This window comes from Agromyces neolithicus (assembly GCF_039529735.1).
Taxonomy (GTDB): domain Bacteria; phylum Actinomycetota; class Actinomycetes; order Actinomycetales; family Microbacteriaceae; genus Agromyces; species Agromyces neolithicus.
Map to the genome: position 1 here is coordinate 242814 of NZ_BAAANJ010000009.1, position 15907 is coordinate 258720.

The following is a 15907-nucleotide window of genomic DNA, read 5'->3' on the forward strand; positions in this document are numbered from 1 at the left end:
TGCGGGCCTCCGTCTCCGTTGTGGAGTTATCCCGCCCGCCCACGGCGACCGGGCGGGAGGAACCCGCGGTCGCGCGCTTTCGTGATCCAACCCTGCGCGGTCGAGAGGGCGACGCCGTTGATCTGCGCCATCGTCGCGCTCGGGTTCGGGTCGCCCTGCTGGGTGAGCCGGCCGTGCTGCAGCGCGACCAGTTCGTAGAAATCGGGCACCTTCTTCGGATCGCCGAGGGGCTTGAGCAGGTCGCGCTCGCTGACCTTTCGGCCCGAGGGCAGCACGATCTTGCCGCCCGTGATCGTCTCGGTGCGCTTCATTGCGAAGAGGCGCTTGTTGATCGCGGCCTCGATGCGGGCGGTCGGGAGCTCGCGAAGGAGCTGGCTCGTGATCGGGTCGCCCGGGCGCCAGGGGAGGTAGATCACGCCCGTGATGCGGATCTCCTCGGGCACGGCGAAGAGTTGACGCTGCAGGCGGATCATCACGCGCGTGCGCGTAGCCTCGTGCTCGAGGTAGCGCCAGCGGCCGTCGATCGTCTCGTTCTGATCGGACTCCTGCTGGCCCTGGACCTGCTCCTCGCTATTCGCCCAGTCGTTGTAGCCGAGGAGCTCATCGATCTGCGCGCTCGGGTCGTCGCTCCGCTCGCCGGGGAAACGGTGCGGGAGGTGCCAGCCGTCGGGGAGGTCGGTCGCGTCGAGCAGTCCATCGTGCGACTGGTTCGCCCATGGGGACGGTTCGGGAAGGCCCATGGCTCGAGTCTAGCCACAACTCAGGTACTTGCCGAAACCCGCGTGGAGTGATAATCTCAGGTACTTGCAAATAGCCGCGCGTGGGTCGGCATGCACGAGATGCCAGCCGGCGGCCGATGGGTCGAGGGGGAGCGTCATGGTCGACACTGCGTGGAGGGTCGAGTATCTGAGCCGAGTCGAGGCGGCCGAGCGGTGTCGCATCCCGGTCTCGAGCTTTGACAAGCTGCGCCACGATGGGCTGATTCCCGAGCCCGATGCGCGCATGGGCAAGCACCTGCTGTGGAGCGCCGACACGATCGACGAGCTGCTCGCCCGGGGCGGCACGGAACACTGATGGCCGGACGGCCGACGAAAGACACCCCGTCGCGGGTCGATCCGCGCACGGGTCGGCCGCTGCCCGAGGGCATCCGCTGGCGCGCCGACCGGCAGCGCTACCAGATCCGCGTCGTCGGCCCGAGCGTCGAGGGCGGCGCGGCCGAGCGATCCCGAACGTTCCTCACAGTGGCCGAGGCGAAGCGCGAGCTCGCGAAGATGGTTGCCGGTCGAAACCCGAACGGTTCGATGACGCTCGAGCAGTGGCACGAGAAGTACTGGCCGGCGATCGAATCGTCCGTGCGCCCGGCGACCGCGCGCAGCTACGGCGTGGCTTGGCGACTTCGCGTGAAGCCGAGTCTGGGCAGGCATCGGCTCGAGGACATCACCTCGCCGATGATCGAGTCGGCGATGGTGGCGTGGTCGGGCGGAGCATCCGCCAAGAATGATGCGCTCGCCGTCCTGTCACGTCTGCTCGATGGCGCGCGCCGTTCGCGGTTCATCGACTACAACCCGGCGCGCGAGGTCAAGCGACCGAGCATGCGCGAGTCCATCTCGCCGGTATCCCGCGCGCTCACCCTTGACCAGATTCGCGTCTTGCTCGACCTCGTTCCCGAGGGCGCCTATCGCGGCTACCTCGCGGCGCTCGTCTACACGGGCATGCGGGCGGGGGAGGCGACCGCGCTGCGCGTCGGCGACGTCGACTTCGAGCGCGGCATCATCCGCGTCAGCCGGTCGCTGAGTCCTGGGCAACGCGGCGAGCTGATCGAGCAGTCGCCGAAGAGCCACAAGTCCCGCGACGTCCCGCTGATCGATGCGCTGCGTCCCTACGCCGAGGCGGCCGCCCGCGGCAAGCAGTCGAGCGACCTGCTGTTCGCCGGACCCGACGGCGGGCGGCTTACCAACCACAATGCGCGCCGCGGCGCCGACTGGGAGATGCTGCGCGAGGCGATCGGCCGACCCGACCTGCGCATCCACGACCTGCGGCACACGTTCGCGACGATCCTGTTCGACGCCGGCGCCAGCGCACCCGACGTTCAGGCGACCCTCGGGCACTCGAGCCTGCAGGTCACCGAGCGCTACTCGCGAGCCCGCGAGGGCGTCGCGCTCCGCACCGGCGCAGCACTGAACAACGCACTCAAGAGCGCGGGCGGCGAACCATCGCGGCGAACCAGACGGCGGACCCCCGCCGACCTTAATGGCACATTAATGGCACAGCCTCGGCGCGACCCCGGCGGAGTCTCCCGCTGACACGAGAAAACCCCCGGTAAACCGGGGGTTTTGAGTGTGGCTCCGACCGGCATCGATCCGGTGACCTTTCGATTTTCAGTCGAACGCTCTACCAACTGAGCTACAGAGCCTCGAGACGATAACTGCCTCGAATAAGGAGAAAGCCCCTTCTCTCGTAAGGGAAAGGGCTTGTCGCCTGAGCGACCCTGACGGGACTTGAACCCGCGACCTCCGCCGTGACAGGGCGGCACGCTAACCAACTGCGCTACAGGGCCTCGTGGTGTTCGCAAACACCAGGCTGTTCAATTGTATGTCGTGCAGTGACCCCAACGGGATTCGAACCCGTGCTGCCGCCGTGAAAGGGCGGTGTCCTAGGCCACTAAACGATGGGGCCGGAGGTCATGCCTGGGCAGAACCACCGAGAGCCAAGCATACGTAAGAATCCGCGAGTTGGCAAAACGAACCAAAACGAACGAACGACGAGCGAGAAACGAGCGAAGCGGATGCCCCGGCCCCGACCCCGGGGCATCCGCCACACGCCCTCGACAATGCCCGGAATCCATGCAGGGCGCACCTATCGTGAAGGCTGCGAATGCCCAAGCGAGAGTGAGGAGCGCGGGGACGAGCCGCCCGCGTGGACGGGGAACCATGGACCGCACCACAGTCAGCACGCCGCCAACCCGCGCCCGAACGAGCCGTCGCCGTGCGGGCGCCCGAGGCCGGTTCGCGCGCCGGCTGGTCGCGGGATTCGCGGTCGTCGCGATCGCGCTCACCGGGCAGGCGGTCGCGACTCCGCAGCCGGCCTTCGCCGCCGACTACCCCACGTGGCAAGAGGTGCAGGCCGCCAAGGCCGACACGGCGGCGGGCGCCGCCGCGGTCAAACAGATCACCGCACTGATCGCCGAACTCGCGGCCAACGTCGAAGCGACCCGCCTCGAAGCCGAGCGCCGCACCGAAGAGCTCTTCGTCGCGCAGCAGAAGTACGACGACGCCGTGCAGCGGGCGGCGACGATCCAGGCCGAGGCCGATGCATCCGCTGCCGAGGCCGCCGAGGCCGAACGCAACGCCGGCCAAGTCGCCGCACAGCTCTACCGTGCCGGCGGCAGCGACCTCGGCGTCAACCTGTTCCTCGAAGCCGGCAACTCGAGCGCCACCGATGTGCTGCTCTCGAAGCTCGGCAACATGAGCAAGATGGTCGAGCGCACGAGCGGCATCTACGAAGCCGCGCAAGAGAAGGGCAACTCGGCCCAGTCGCTCAGCGACCAGGCCGCCGTCGCCCGAGGTGAGCGCGAGAAGCTGCGCATCGCCGCCGAAGAGGCACTCGCCGCGGCGCAGGCGGCGCAGGCCGCGGCCGAGGCGGCGCTGGCGGAGTCCGAGGCGAGGAAGATCGAACTCGACGAGCAGTTGAAGTTCCTGAAAGACGCCGAGGCCAAGACGACCGCCGCCTACCAAGAGGGCGAGCGCGTGCGCAAGGCCGAAGAGGAGCGCCGGCGCAAGGAAGAGGAGCGCCGCCGCCAGGAGGCGATCAAGAACGGCTCGCCGGGCACGGTCGTGACGTCGGGCTGGGCGAAGCCCGCCTACGGCTGGATCTCGGGCAGCTACGGGCCGCGCCAGGTGATCTGCGGCGGCGGATACTGCTCGAACAGCTTCCACTACGCCACCGACCTCGCCACCGGGTGCGACGCTCCCATCTATGCCGCGAACAGTGGCACCGTGACCTACGCGGGCTGGTCGGGCAGCTACGGCAACTTCATCAAGATCGACCACGGCGGCGGTGTCTCGACCGGGTATGCGCACATTCGCCCGGGCGGGCTGTTCGTCGGCTACGGCCAGTGGGTGAACGCCGGCCAGCAGATCGCCGCGAGCGGCACGACCGGCGCGTCGACAGGCTGCCACCTGCACTTCGAGGTGTACGACGGCTGGAGCCGCATCAACCCGGTGCCGTTCATGTCTGCTCGCGGGGTCTACCTTGGCTGAGCACCGCACCCGGCCGATTTCGCGGGTGAAGCCCGTCACCGTGTTCTCGACCGTGGCCGTCGGCGCCGTCGGCGCCGTCACCGCGTCGGTCGGGCTCGTGGGGCCGCCGGCCGCCGCCGAGCCCGACTACCCGTCGTGGAGCGAGATCGAGCAGGCCAAGCAGAACGAGTCCACGAAGCAGGCCGAGATCGGTCGACTCGGCGAGTTGCTCGCCGGCCTGCAGCGGTCGGCCGACGCCGCGGTGCAGACCTCGCAGATGGCCGACGAGGCGTGGCGGCAGGCGATCGACGCGCGCGACCGGGCGGCCGAGCGCGAGCGCACCCTCGGCGCACAGGCCGCCGAGGCCGACGCGGTCGCCGAGATCTCGAAGATGCGCGCGGGTCTCTTGGCCGCCCACCTCGCTCGAACCGCCGGACGCGACCTCAACTCCGAGCTCATGTTCGGCGGGGCCGACGCCGCGGCCGCCGACGGACTGCTGCGGCAACTCGGCATGGCGTCGAAGCTCGGCGAGCAGTCGCAGGGCGTCTACGAGCAGGCGCTGGCCGACCGCAACGCGGCCGACGCGCTGCGCGAACAGGCCGCCGAGGCGGCCGAGCAGCGCGAACGGCTCGCGGGCGTCGCCGAGCAGCGCGCCGACGAGGCGCGATCGGCAGCGGATGCCGCACTCTCAGCGGTCGCCGAAGCCGAGGTGCGCTCGACCGAGCTCTATGCGCAGCTCGCGACGCTGAAAGACACCACCGCCGACCTCGAACGCAGTCGTGCCGAAGGGCTCGCCCGTGAAGCCGCCGAAGAGGCGTTGCGGCGGGCGCAGGAGCAGGAGCAGGAGCGGTTGCGCGCCGAGGCAGAGGCCCGAGCCGACGCGGCGGCCGACGCCGCGACGCCGCCCCGCGCGGGCGGCGACACCTCGCCTGCGGCACCGGCACCGGCGCCTGTCCCTGCACCCCCGCCCCGACCGGCCCCCGCCCCACCGAACTCGAACGCGGTCGAGACGGCCATCTGGTTCGCACGCCAGCAGCTCGGCGAGCGCTACCGCCTCGGCGGCGCCGGCCCGAACGTGTGGGACTGCTCGGGCCTTACGAGGGCGGCATATGCCGCAGCCGGCATCAGCATCGGCACGCACTCGGCGACGAACCAGTACTACACCCTCGCACGTCGCGGAAAGGCCGTGTCGCTCGGCAGCATCCAGCGCGGCGACCTGCTCTTCTGGGGCTCGGGCGGCGATTACTATCACGTCGCGATCTACCTCGGCGGGGGACGCATCCTCGAGGCCCCGCGTGAGGGCGTGCCCGTGCGCGAGTACTTCATCTGGGGCTCGCCCTCGGCGGCCGCCCGCCCCGCCTGACCTCGTCCCGCGGGGAGTCGCAACCCCGAGAAGACGAAACGAGCGGATGCCCCGGGGCATCCGCTCGCTCGTGAAACCCGGTCAGTGACCGGGGTACGCCTCGATCGCCTTGGCGATGAGCGACTCGGCCTCGGCCGCGTCGGCCCATCCCTCGGTCTTGACCCACTTGCCGGGCTCGAGGTCTTTGTAGTGCTCGAAGAAGTGCTCGATCTCTTTGCGGGTGAACTCGGGGATGTCGTTCACGTCTTGGATGTGGTTCCAGCGCGGGTCGCCCGCGGGCACCGCGATGACCTTCGCGTCGCCGCCGCCGTCGTCGGTCATGTGGAACACGCCGACGGGGCGCACCGTCACGCCGACGCCGGGGAACAGCGCGTACTGGGTGAGCACGAGCACGTCGAGCGGGTCGCCGTCGTCGCCGAGCGTGTTCTCGAAGAAGCCGTAGTCGGTCGGGTAGACGAAGTTCGTGTAGAGCACCCGGTCGAGGAACACCCGGCCGGTCTCGTGGTCGACCTCGTACTTGTTGCGGCTCCCCTTCGGGATCTCGATGACGGCGGCGTACTCGCCCATGTGGTTCTCCTCAGTCTGGAAGCTTCGGCGCCCGCGGCGCGCGGAATAAGGTTACTTGATGCCTTCCGACGAGCCCACGGATGCCGCCACGGCGCGACGCCCGCGCCTGACGCCGCCGATCGCGGACATGCGTCGTGCGGTGCGCGCCGTGCTCGCTCCCGCCGGTCGAGTAGCGCCGCCGGAGGCGACGCGTATCGAGACCACAGCCTCTGGTCTCGATACGCCGGCTTCCCCGACCACTCGACCGACGGGGCCACTCGCCCTCGTCGCGCTGTCGGGCGGGGCCGACTCGCTCGCGCTCGCGGCGGCGACCGCATTCGAGGCGCCGCGCGCCGGGTGGCGTGCGGGTGCGGTGATCGTCGACCACGGGTTGCAGGCGGGGTCGGCGGATGTCGCGGCGCGCGCCGCGCGACAGGCCCGCGAGCTCGGGCTCGACCCCGTTGTGGTGCGGCGAGTCGATGTTTCGGGTGAGGGCGGGCCCGAGGCATCCGCTCGCACTGCGCGGTACGCCGCGCTCGACGCCGTCGCCGAAGAGACCGGCGCCGCAATCGTGCTGCTCGGCCACACGCTCGACGACCAGGCCGAGACCGTGCTGTTGGGCCTCGCCCGGGGCTCGGGAACCGCGAGCCTGTCGGGCATGCCCGCCCGCGCGGGGCGCTACGCGAGGCCCATCCTCTCGATCCGGCGTGCCACCACCCGGCAGGCGTGCCTCGACGCGGGCCTCGAACCGTGGGACGACCCGCACAACTCCGATCCTTCCTACGCGCGCGTGCGCGTGCGCGAGCGGGTACTGCCTGCGCTCGAGACCGAACTCGGTCCGGGCGTCGCCGAGGCGCTCGTGCGCACGGCCGAGCAGTTGCGCGAAGACGAGGCCGCCTTCACCGAGCAGATCGACGAGTTCATCGAGGAGATCTGCGAGCCGGCCGAGGCCGGCATCGCGATGTCGGTCGGGGTGCTCGCGGCGAACCCCGCTGCACTGCGCCAGCGCATCATCCGCCACGTCGTCGCGAGCGAGTTCGGCGTCTCGCTCACCAGGGCGCAGACCCTCGAGGTCGCCCGGCTCGTCACCGACTGGCACGGCCAGGGGCCGATCGACCTGCCGGGGGGCATCCGTGCCACGCGTGCCGGTCGTCACGTCGTGCTTTCGACGACCGGCTCGACCGCCGTGCTGCCGCACGACCACTGAGCTGAGGCAACCAGGCGCCCCACCTTTAGGATCGATGCATGGACGCGAACGAGATCGACGCCGACCTCACCGAGGTGCTCGTCACCGAAGCCGAGATCCACGCGAAGCTCGCCGAACTCGCCCGGCGCATCGAGGCCGACTACGACGGTCAAGACCTGCTGCTCGTCGGCGTGCTGAAGGGCGCCGTCATGGTCATGGCCGACCTCGCCCGTGAGCTGCGCCCGCACGTGAGCATGGACTGGATGGCGGTCTCGTCGTACGGTGCCGGCACGCAGTCGAGCGGCGTCGTGCGCATCGTGAAAGACCTCGACACCGACCTCACCGGCCGTCATGTGCTCATCGTCGAGGACATCATCGACTCGGGGCTCACCCTGCACTGGCTGCTCGGCAACCTCGAGTCGCGCGGCGCCGCGTCGATCGAGATCTGCGCGCTGCTGCGCAAGCCCGACGCCGCCAAGGTCGAGGTCGACGTGAAATACCTCGGCTTCGACATCCCAAACAAATTCGTCGTCGGCTACGGCCTCGACTACGCCGAGCGCTATCGCAACCTGCGCGACATCGCGATCCTGGCGCCGCACGTCTACTCATAACAGCTCGTCGGTCGAGTAGCGGAGCGTATCGAGACCCGGTGTGGTCTCGATACGGCGCTGCGCGCCTACTCGACCGGCGGCTCGCGCCCTCAGCGAACAGGAAGCCGACGCACAGTTAGGGCGGGGTAGCCTTGCAACACCATGAACATGAAGAAGATCCTGCGCGGGCCGATCATCTACATCCTGCTCGCCATCGTCGCCGTGTGGATCGGTTCGAGCCTCATCACCGCGTCGGGCTTCCGTGAGGTCTCGACGCAAGAGGGCCTCGAGCTGCTCAGCGACGGCAAGGTCTCGGCCGCGAAGATCGTCGACGGCGAGAACCGCGTCGACCTCACGCTGAGCGAGGCCGAAGGCGACCTCGGCACGCAGGTGCAGTTCTACTACGTCACGCCCCGCGGCGAAGACGTCGTGAACGCGATCGACCAGGCGAACCCGGCCGACGGCTTCAACGACGAAGTGCCCCAGCCCAACTGGTTCCTCTCGATGCTCGGCATCCTGCTGCCGCTCGTGCTCATCGGCCTCTTCTTCTGGATCATGCTGTCGGGCATGCAGGGCGGCGGCAACCGCGTCATGCAGTTCGGCAAGTCGAAGGCCAAGCTCGTTTCGAAAGAGAGCCCGAAGGTGACGTTCGACGACGTCGCCGGCGCCGAAGAGGCCATCGAAGAGCTGCACGAGATCAAGGAGTTCCTGAAGGAGCCCGCGAAGTTCCAGGCGGTCGGTGCCCGCATCCCCAAGGGCGTGCTGCTCTACGGCCCTCCCGGAACCGGCAAGACCCTGCTGGCCCGCGCCGTCGCGGGTGAGGCCGGCGTGCCGTTCTACTCGATCTCGGGATCGGACTTCGTCGAGATGTTCGTCGGTGTCGGTGCATCCCGTGTTCGCGACCTCTTCGACCAGGCCAAGCAGAACGCGCCGGCCATCATCTTCGTCGATGAGATCGACGCGGTCGGCCGGCACCGCGGCGCCGGCCTCGGCGGCGGGCACGACGAGCGCGAGCAGACCCTCAACCAGCTGCTCGTCGAGATGGACGGCTTCGACCCGAAGACCAACGTCATCCTCATCGCGGCGACGAACCGTCCCGACATCCTCGACCCCGCACTGCTTCGTCCCGGCCGCTTCGACCGCCAGATCGGCGTCGACGCGCCCGACCACAAGGGCCGCCAGAAGATCCTCGAGGTGCATGCCAAGGGCAAGCCCCTCGCGAAGGGCGTCGACCTCGAGGTGCTCGCGCGCAAGACGCCGGGCTTCACGGGCGCCGACCTCGCGAACGTGCTCAACGAGGCAGCACTGCTCACGGCTCGCTCGAACGCGCAGCTCATCGACAACCGCGCCCTCGACGAGGCGGTCGACCGTGTCATCGCCGGCCCGCAGCGTCGAAGCCGCGTCATGAAAGACAAGGAGAAGCTCATCACGGCCTACCACGAGGGCGGCCACGCACTCGCTGCTGCGGCGATGAACTACACCGACCCGGTGACGAAGATCACGATCCTGCCGCGCGGTCGCGCGCTCGGCTACACCATGGTCATGCCTCTCGAAGACAAGTACTCGATCACCCGCAATGAGCTGCTCGACCAGCTCACCTATGCCATGGGCGGCCGGGTCGCCGAAGAGATCGTGTTCCACGACCCCTCGACCGGCGCCTCGAACGACATCGAGAAGGCCACGTCGACCGCCCGCAAGATGGTCACCGAATACGGCATGAGTGCGAACGTCGGCGCCGTGAAGCTCGGGCAGTCGCAGGGCGAGGTCTTCCTCGGCCGCGACATGGGCCACCAGCGCGACTACTCCGAGCGCATCGCCGAGAAGGTCGACGCCGAGGTGCGCGGCCTCATCGAGCAGGCGCACGACGAGGCGTGGCAGGTGCTCAACGACAACCGCGAGATCCTCGACCGGCTCGCCGCCGAACTGCTCGAGAACGAGACGCTCGACCACAAGCAGATCGCCGAGATCTTCACGAACGTGAAGAAGCTCCCCGAGCGCCCGCAGTGGCTCTCGAGCGACAACCGTCCGGTCAGCGACATCCCGCCGATCGAGTTCCCGACCGAGAAGGCGCCGATCGATCAGGGCGCCGTCGACGGCGGCGTCGATTCGGGTCATTCGGCTGCCGATGAGCCCGCCGCCGCGCGCTCACCGCGCTCGAACCCGCGCCCCGCGACCGCGTAATCGGTCGTCGACCCGAGAGGGGTTCCATGGCAGCAGTGGATGCGCAGCGCATCGAGCGCGCCGTGCGCGAGATCCTGCTCGCCATCGGTGAAGACCCCGACCGGCCCGGGCTCGAGCGCACGCCGCAGCGCGTCGCCGAGGCGTACGCCGAGTTCTTCGCCGGGCTCGAGGTCGACCCACTGACCCACCTCGCCGACACCGTGCCGGTGGGCGTGGCCGATGCGGGCGGGCCGACGACCTCTGACGTGGTGGTGTTGCGCGACCTCGCCTTCCGGTCGGTGTGCGAGCACCACCTGCTGCCGTTCGTCGGCACCGCGCACGTCGCCTACCTGCCCGGCGAGCGCATCGTCGGATTCGGTCGCATCCCGGCCGTCATCGACACGCTCGCCTCGCGCCCGCAGTTGCAGGAGCGGCTCGCCGAAGAGATCGCCGACGCGCTCGTCGCCGGCCTCGCCCCCAAGGGCGTGCTCGTCGTGCTCGACGCGCAGCATCGCTGCGTGACGACGCGCGGTCCGCGGCAGGAACGCAGCTCGTCAGTCACGATCGTCAGCCGAGGCGCGCTTGCCGAGCCCGCGGCGCGGGGTGAGATCATGGCATTGATCGGCGGCCGCGGTGCGTGAGTCCGACGCCACGACCCTCGTGATGGGCGTCGTGAACGTCACTCCCGACTCGTTCAGCGACGGCGGTCGCTGGTTCGACGCCGAAGCCGCGGTCGCGCACGGGCTCGAGCTCATCGACGAGGGCGCCGACATCCTCGACGTCGGGGGAGAGTCGACACGTCCGGGCGCGGCGCGGGTCGAACCCGATGAGGAGTTGCGCCGGGTGATCCCGGTGGTGCAGGAGTTCGCGAGTCGCGGCATCCGCGTCAGCGTCGACACCATGCGAGCGGCGACCGCGCTCGCCTCGGTCGAGGCCGGCGCCGAGATCATCAACGACGTCTCGGCAGGGCTCGCCGACGACGCGATGGGCCGGGTCGCCGCAGACACCGGGGCCCTGTACGTGGCGATGCACTGGCGCGGCCACTCCGATCGCATGGACTCGCTCTCGGCGTACGACGACGTCGCCGTCGAGGTGCGCGACGAGCTCGCGGCCCGGGTCGACTCGCTCGTCACCGCGGGCGTTGCGCCCGAGCGCCTGATCCTCGATCCGGGGCTCGGCTTCTCGAAGCGCGGCGAGCAGAACTGGCAGTTGCTCGGCCGTCTCGACGTGCTCGGCGAGCTGGGACTGCCCGTGCTCGTCGGCGCGTCGCGCAAGCGGTTCCTCGGCGCGCTGCTGCCCGACGGGGCATCCGTCACCGAACGCGACCTGCCCACGGCGGTCGTCAGCGTGCTCTCGGCGCAGGCCGGGGCGTGGGGCGTTCGCGTGCATGACGTGCGCGGCACACGACGTGCGCTCGACGTGCTCGGGGCGTGGCAGAGTGGACGACGTGGCTGAACTGCGCAATGGCGACCGGGTCGACCGGATCACCCTCACCGGCCTGCGTGTGCGCGCCCACCACGGCGTCTTCGATTTCGAGCGCGCCGACGGGCAGGAGTTCGTCATCGACGTGTCGGTCGCGGTCGACCTCGCGGCCGCCGCATCGGGCGACGACCTTGCACGCACGGTGCACTACGGCGAGCTCGCCGAGGCGGTCGTCGCCGCGGTCGAGCGCGACCCGGTCGACCTCATCGAGACGGTCGCCGAGCGCGTCGCCGGAGTCGCGCTCGTCTGGGCGGCGGTCGACGAGGTCGAGGTCACGGTGCACAAGCCGCAGGCTCCGATCTCGGTGCCCTTCACCGATGTCTCGGTGACGATCGTGCGAGGTCGGCCATGACCCGCGCGGTGATCGCGTTCGGGGCGAACCTCGGCGACCGTGAGGCGACGATCGCGGCCGCCACCCGCGAGCTCGCCGACTGCGACGGGGTCGAGCTCGTCGCGGTGTCGCCGGTCTACGAGACCGCGGCCATCAAGACCACCGGCGTCGACCCCAGCGCGCCCGGGTACCTCAACGGCGTCATCCTCATCGAGACGTCGCTCGACCCGCACGCGCTGCTCGACCTGCTGCAGCGGCTCGAGGTCGGGCACGGCCGTGTGCGCGACGAGCGGTGGGGCGATCGCACGCTCGACCTCGACCTCATCGACTTCGGGGGGCGCGAGCTCGCCGACGAGCGACTCGAACTGCCGCATCCGCGCGCGTGGCAGCGGGCGTTCGTGCTGCAACCGTGGCTCGATGTCGAACCCGGCGGGGTGCTGGCGGGCCGCGGGCCGGTCGCCGAGCTTCGTGCCGCGGCATCCGACGAGGTGGTGCGCCGATGAAGCGCACGCGCGCCTCGACGATCATCGCGTTCACCCTCGGTGGGCTCGTCATCGGGTACCTCGGCGACCTCGCCATCGTCACGGCCGGAACGAAGGCGCTCGTGCCGCCGATCTCGCTCGCGATCACCCTCGTCGGCGTCGCCGTCATCGTCGTGGCCCTCGCCTGGCCGATCCGCCGGGCGGTGAAGGGCAAGGCCACGAAACAGCTCGACCCGTTCCGCGCGATGCGCATCGCGGTGCTCGCCAAGGCGTGCAGCCTGAGCGGCGCCCTCGTGCTGGGTGTCGGCCTCGGCATCACCCTGTTCCTCATCACCCGCAGCGTCGTGCCGGCCGCGAGCACCGTCTGGCTGGCGCTCGCGACCGCGATCGGCGCGGGCTTGCTGCTCGCCGGCGGCCTCGTCGCCGAGTGGTGCTGCACGCTTCCCCCCGACGACACCGAAACCGAGAAAGAAGAGCGCGCCCATGCATGAAGTCGACACCGACTGGCGGAGGGTCTCGCCGAAGTACGTGGTCGTCGAGGTCGTGGGCTCGCTCATCGGCATGGTGGTCTTCGTCGGCGCCGCGCTCGTCGTGTACTTCCTGTTCGACTGGCAGTGGGGGTTGTGGGCTGCGATCGCGATCGGCGTCGCGTCGCTCATCGGCATCGCGCTCGAGCCCCGCCGCGTGCGCTCCATCCAGTACCGCCTGCGTGAAGACGACCTGCTGTTCCGCCGGGGCATCATGTTCCAGCGGCAGGTTGCCGTGCCCTATGGTCGCATGCAACTCGTCGACATCACGCGTGGCCCTGTCGCGCGAGCGCTCGGGCTCGCCGACCTCAAGTTCGTGACCGCAGCCGCTGCGACCGCGGTCACCGTGCCCGGCATCCCCATGGAAGAGGCCGACCGTCTGCGCGATGAGCTGGTCGCGCTCGCCGAGACACGCAGGGCCGGGTTGTGAGCGCACCCGCACGCCCGGCACCGGTCACGAACCTCGCCGACGGCGAGTGGCATCGGCTGCACCCGGCGAGCCCGCTGCTGCGCGGGGGACTCGTGTTCATCGCCGTACTCGGCTTCATCATCGCGAACCTGCGCGAACGGGTGGTCGACTTCTTCCTCGTGGTCTTCGCCCCCGAGAGCCGCGACGATCTGGATGCACGCTACGGCAGCTGGCAGGACGAGTGGGCGAACGACCCCGTCGGCGCGATCGTGACCAACGGCCTCGTCGGGTGGGCGCTCCTCGGACTCGTGGTGCTGATCATCGCGGTGATCGTCGGGTTCTGGCTGTCGTGGCGCATGCACACCTTCCGCGTGACGCACGAAGCGGTCGAGGTGCGAAGCGGCATCCTGTTCCGCTCGCACCGCAGCGCACGACTCGACCGCATCCAGGGCATCAACGTGAACCGGCCCCTCTTCGCCCGGCTGTTCGGCACCGCGAAGCTCGAGGTCTCGGTCGCGGGACAGTCGGCCAACGTGCAGCTCTCATACCTCGGGTCGGCGCTCGCCGACGGGCTGCGTGCCGACGTGCTGCGGCTCGCGTCGGGCGCGCGCGCCGAGAAGGCGGCGACGCAGGCCGCGGCGGCGAATACCGCGGTTCCGCTCGCCGCCCCGCTCACGGCGCCCGCCGGTCCCCTCGCCGGGCCGCCCACGACGCCTGCCGCGCCGCCCACGGCGCCCGCCGCGGCGCCCGCGGCACCCCTCACGGCGCGCGCGGGCGAACTCGTGACGCACCGCGTCGACGAGTTCCTCGCCCCCGAACTCGACCCGGCCCTCGCACCACCCGAGTCGGTCGTGCACCTGCCGCTCAGCCGGGTCATCGGCTCGACCCTGCTCGGCGGATCCACCATCTGGGCGATCGTGCTCGTGGCGATCATCGTCGCCGGTGTCTCGTCGGGCCAGCCTTGGGTGCTCTTCAGCTTCGTGCCCGCCGCCATCGGCCTCGTGAGCTACATGTGGTCTCGCATCACCAAGTCGTTGCGCTATTCGATCGCAGGCACGCCCGACGGTGTGCGCATCGGCCACGGGCTGCTCTCGACGGGCAACCAGACCATCCCGCCCGGGCGCATCCACGCCATCGAAGCCAATCAGTGGGTGTTCTGGCGGCCGTTCGGGTGGTGGTCGCTTCGCATCAACGTCGCCGGCCACTCGGTGAGCGCCTCCAACGAGGCGGCTCAGCGCACGCTCGTGCTGCCGGTCGGCACCGCCGCCGACGTGCACCGCGTGCTCGGGCTGCTGCTGCCCGATGCCGCGGCCGAGGTCGACGCCCTCGTGGCTCCCGGCCTCACCGGCCGCGGCGACGGCGGAGGCTACTCGAGCACGCCGCGGCGAGCGGCCTGGTTGCGACCGTTCTCGTGGCGACGCATCGGCTGGGCGGCAACGGCCGGTATCGCGCTCATCCGCAGGGGCGCGCTCGTGCGCAGCCTCACGCTGGTGCCGCTCGCGCGCATGCAGTCGGTCGCAGTGTCCGTCGGTCCGGTCGATCGTGCGCTCGATCTCGCCGGCATCCGCCTGCACACGGTCGCAGGCCCGGTCAGCGCGGTGCTGCCCGTCGTCGACCGCAGCGAGGCGATGAGGCTCTTCGATCGCCTCGCCGAAGACGCGGTCGAACGCGCCGCGAGCGATACCACGCACCACTGGGGGGCGCAGACGATCGCTGAACCTGGGCCCGCAGCGGCCGGTTCCGGCGTGCCGCGAAGCGACGTGGCGGCCGAGCCTCCGGCGAGCGAAGCGCAACGACCGTTCCCTTCGACAAGCTCAGGGAACGGATCCGCCCGGTGAGCGCCGAACGCGCCGGCCGGCTCGGCGTCGGCACGATCGGAGCCGGCCGGGTCGGCGCCGTGCTCGCCTCGGCGCTCGCGGGCGCCGGCCACGCACTCACCGGCATCGCCGCGGTCTCCGACGCGAGCCGCGAGCGCGCCGCCGCGATGCTGCCGTCGGTGCCGGTGCTGCCGATCCCCGAGATCATCGAGCGCAGCGAGCTCGTGCTGCTCGCGGTGCCCGAACACGAGCTCGCGCCGCTGGTCGCCGGTCTCGCCGAGGCGGGAACCTGGCAGCCGGGCCAACTCGTGCTGCACACGGTCGCGCGCTTGGGCACCGGGGTGCTCGACCCGGCACGCGCGGCAGGGGCCATCCCGCTCGCCGTGCATCCGGCGATGAGTTTCACGGGCACGAGCATCGACCTCGCGCGGCTGCCTGGCACCTGGTTCGCGGTCACCGCGCCGACCCCCGTGCTGCCGATCGGGCAGGCGCTGGTCGTCGAGATGGGCGGCGAGCCGTTCGTCGTCTCCGAGGCCGACCGAGCCGCCTACGGCGAGGCCATCGACACGGCGACCTCGTTCTCGAGCGCCATCGTCGACCAGGCGAGCGGCCTGCTCGACGGCATCGGCATTCCGCGCCCCGGCGCCGTGCTCGCATCGCTCGTGCGCTCGAGCGTCGAGAACGCCCTCGCGCGCCACGACAGCGGACCGCTGCCCGAGGGTACGGGTACGATCGACGGGGCCGGCACCGACCGGCCGCTGGGAGGTGGCGCGTGA

The 15907-nt window shown here is 70.4% G+C and carries 17 protein-coding genes and 3 tRNA genes; 15 read left to right on the forward strand and 5 right to left on the reverse strand.

Translation table 11 applies throughout. The annotated features are described in order from the left end of the window. Nucleotides 1-26 precede the first annotated feature (26 nt). A complete protein-coding gene (locus tag ABD164_RS13335; RefSeq protein WP_344296780.1) occupies nucleotides 27-740 on the reverse strand; it encodes a hypothetical protein in 714 nt (237 codons plus the stop codon). A gap of 136 nt (nucleotides 741-876) precedes the next feature. On the opposite strand from ABD164_RS13335, the gene ABD164_RS13340 reads away from it, so the two are divergent. After that, complete coding sequence (locus ABD164_RS13340) at nucleotides 877-1074, forward strand: helix-turn-helix domain-containing protein (protein WP_136710117.1); 198 nt, start codon at nucleotides 877-879, stop codon at nucleotides 1072-1074. Next, nucleotides 1074-2303: a tyrosine-type recombinase/integrase gene (locus ABD164_RS13345; protein WP_344296781.1), complete on the forward strand. Its 1230-nt coding sequence runs from the start codon at nucleotides 1074-1076 to the stop codon at nucleotides 2301-2303. Before ABD164_RS13340 ends, ABD164_RS13345 begins: the two co-directional genes overlap by 1 nt. Before the next feature lie 37 nt (nucleotides 2304-2340). Here the strand turns inward: ABD164_RS13345 and ABD164_RS13350 are convergent. The 3 genes from ABD164_RS13350 to ABD164_RS13360 all read right to left on the reverse strand — a co-directional run bounded on the left by ABD164_RS13350 (nucleotide 2341) and on the right by ABD164_RS13360 (nucleotide 2676). Next, nucleotides 2341-2413 (reverse strand) — tRNA-Phe (locus ABD164_RS13350). A 70-nt stretch (nucleotides 2414-2483) separates the two neighbouring features. Next, nucleotides 2484-2557: transfer RNA gene (locus ABD164_RS13355), tRNA-Asp, on the reverse strand. A gap of 46 nt (nucleotides 2558-2603) precedes the next feature. Beyond that, nucleotides 2604-2676 (reverse strand) — tRNA-Glu (locus ABD164_RS13360). Between the two features lie 254 nt (nucleotides 2677-2930). Between ABD164_RS13360 and ABD164_RS13365 the strand changes: the two genes are divergently transcribed. Together ABD164_RS13365 and ABD164_RS13370 are read left to right on the forward strand one after the other, a co-directional pair. Further along, nucleotides 2931-4259 (forward strand): peptidoglycan DD-metalloendopeptidase family protein, encoded by a 1329-nt coding sequence (locus ABD164_RS13365; protein ID WP_344296782.1) that lies wholly within the window; start codon nucleotides 2931-2933, stop codon nucleotides 4257-4259. A 25-nt stretch (nucleotides 4260-4284) separates the two neighbouring features. Then, nucleotides 4285-5601 (forward strand): C40 family peptidase, encoded by a 1317-nt coding sequence (locus ABD164_RS13370; protein ID WP_344296783.1) that lies wholly within the window; start codon nucleotides 4285-4287, stop codon nucleotides 5599-5601. Between the two features lie 81 nt (nucleotides 5602-5682). Here ABD164_RS13370 and ppa read toward each other — a convergent pair whose 3' ends face one another. Next, nucleotides 5683-6168: an inorganic diphosphatase gene (gene ppa / locus ABD164_RS13375; RefSeq protein WP_344296784.1), complete on the reverse strand. Its 486-nt coding sequence runs from the start codon at nucleotides 6166-6168 to the stop codon at nucleotides 5683-5685. Between the two features lie 58 nt (nucleotides 6169-6226). Here ppa and tilS point away from each other — a divergent pair, with 58 nt between their 5' ends. The 11 genes from tilS to ABD164_RS13430 all read left to right on the forward strand — a co-directional run bounded on the left by tilS (nucleotide 6227) and on the right by ABD164_RS13430 (nucleotide 15907). Continuing rightward, complete coding sequence (gene tilS / locus ABD164_RS13380) at nucleotides 6227-7354, forward strand: tRNA lysidine(34) synthetase TilS (protein WP_344296785.1); 1128 nt, start codon at nucleotides 6227-6229, stop codon at nucleotides 7352-7354. A 38-nt stretch (nucleotides 7355-7392) separates the two neighbouring features. Next, nucleotides 7393-7944 carry a hypoxanthine phosphoribosyltransferase gene (gene hpt / locus ABD164_RS13385; RefSeq protein ID WP_344296786.1) on the forward strand — a complete coding sequence of 184 codons (552 nt, stop codon included), beginning with the start codon at nucleotides 7393-7395 and terminating at the stop codon, nucleotides 7942-7944. Between the two features lie 141 nt (nucleotides 7945-8085). Beyond that, the gene (gene ftsH, locus ABD164_RS13390; protein WP_344296787.1) at nucleotides 8086-10104 is read left to right on the forward strand and encodes an ATP-dependent zinc metalloprotease FtsH; all 2019 of its coding nucleotides are present in this window, start codon (nucleotides 8086-8088) and stop codon (nucleotides 10102-10104) included. A 26-nt stretch (nucleotides 10105-10130) separates the two neighbouring features. Further along, nucleotides 10131-10724: a GTP cyclohydrolase I gene (folE, locus tag ABD164_RS13395; protein ID WP_344296788.1), complete on the forward strand. Its 594-nt coding sequence runs from the start codon at nucleotides 10131-10133 to the stop codon at nucleotides 10722-10724. Nucleotides 10725-10746: 22 nt separating this feature from the next. Then, a complete protein-coding gene (gene folP, locus ABD164_RS13400; protein ID WP_344296817.1) occupies nucleotides 10747-11538 on the forward strand; it encodes a dihydropteroate synthase in 792 nt (263 codons plus the stop codon). Beyond that, a complete protein-coding gene (gene folB / locus ABD164_RS13405) occupies nucleotides 11531-11917 on the forward strand; it encodes a dihydroneopterin aldolase (protein ID WP_344296789.1) in 387 nt (128 codons plus the stop codon). Before folP ends, folB begins: the two co-directional genes overlap by 8 nt. Further along, on the forward strand, nucleotides 11914-12399 hold the full coding sequence (gene folK / locus ABD164_RS13410) for a 2-amino-4-hydroxy-6-hydroxymethyldihydropteridine diphosphokinase (protein ID WP_344296790.1): 486 nt from the start codon (nucleotides 11914-11916) through the stop codon (nucleotides 12397-12399). Before folB ends, folK begins: the two co-directional genes overlap by 4 nt. Continuing rightward, on the forward strand, nucleotides 12396-12869 hold the full coding sequence (locus ABD164_RS13415; RefSeq protein WP_344296791.1) for a DUF3180 domain-containing protein: 474 nt from the start codon (nucleotides 12396-12398) through the stop codon (nucleotides 12867-12869). The genes folK and ABD164_RS13415 overlap by 4 nt, the downstream gene beginning before the upstream one ends. Continuing rightward, the gene (locus ABD164_RS13420; RefSeq protein WP_344296792.1) at nucleotides 12862-13335 is read left to right on the forward strand and encodes a PH domain-containing protein; all 474 of its coding nucleotides are present in this window, start codon (nucleotides 12862-12864) and stop codon (nucleotides 13333-13335) included. Before ABD164_RS13415 ends, ABD164_RS13420 begins: the two co-directional genes overlap by 8 nt. Beyond that, complete coding sequence (locus ABD164_RS13425; RefSeq protein WP_344296793.1) at nucleotides 13332-15152, forward strand: PH domain-containing protein; 1821 nt, start codon at nucleotides 13332-13334, stop codon at nucleotides 15150-15152. The genes ABD164_RS13420 and ABD164_RS13425 overlap by 4 nt, the downstream gene beginning before the upstream one ends. Further along, a complete protein-coding gene (locus tag ABD164_RS13430) occupies nucleotides 15149-15907 on the forward strand; it encodes a Rossmann-like and DUF2520 domain-containing protein (RefSeq protein WP_344296794.1) in 759 nt (252 codons plus the stop codon). Before ABD164_RS13425 ends, ABD164_RS13430 begins: the two co-directional genes overlap by 4 nt.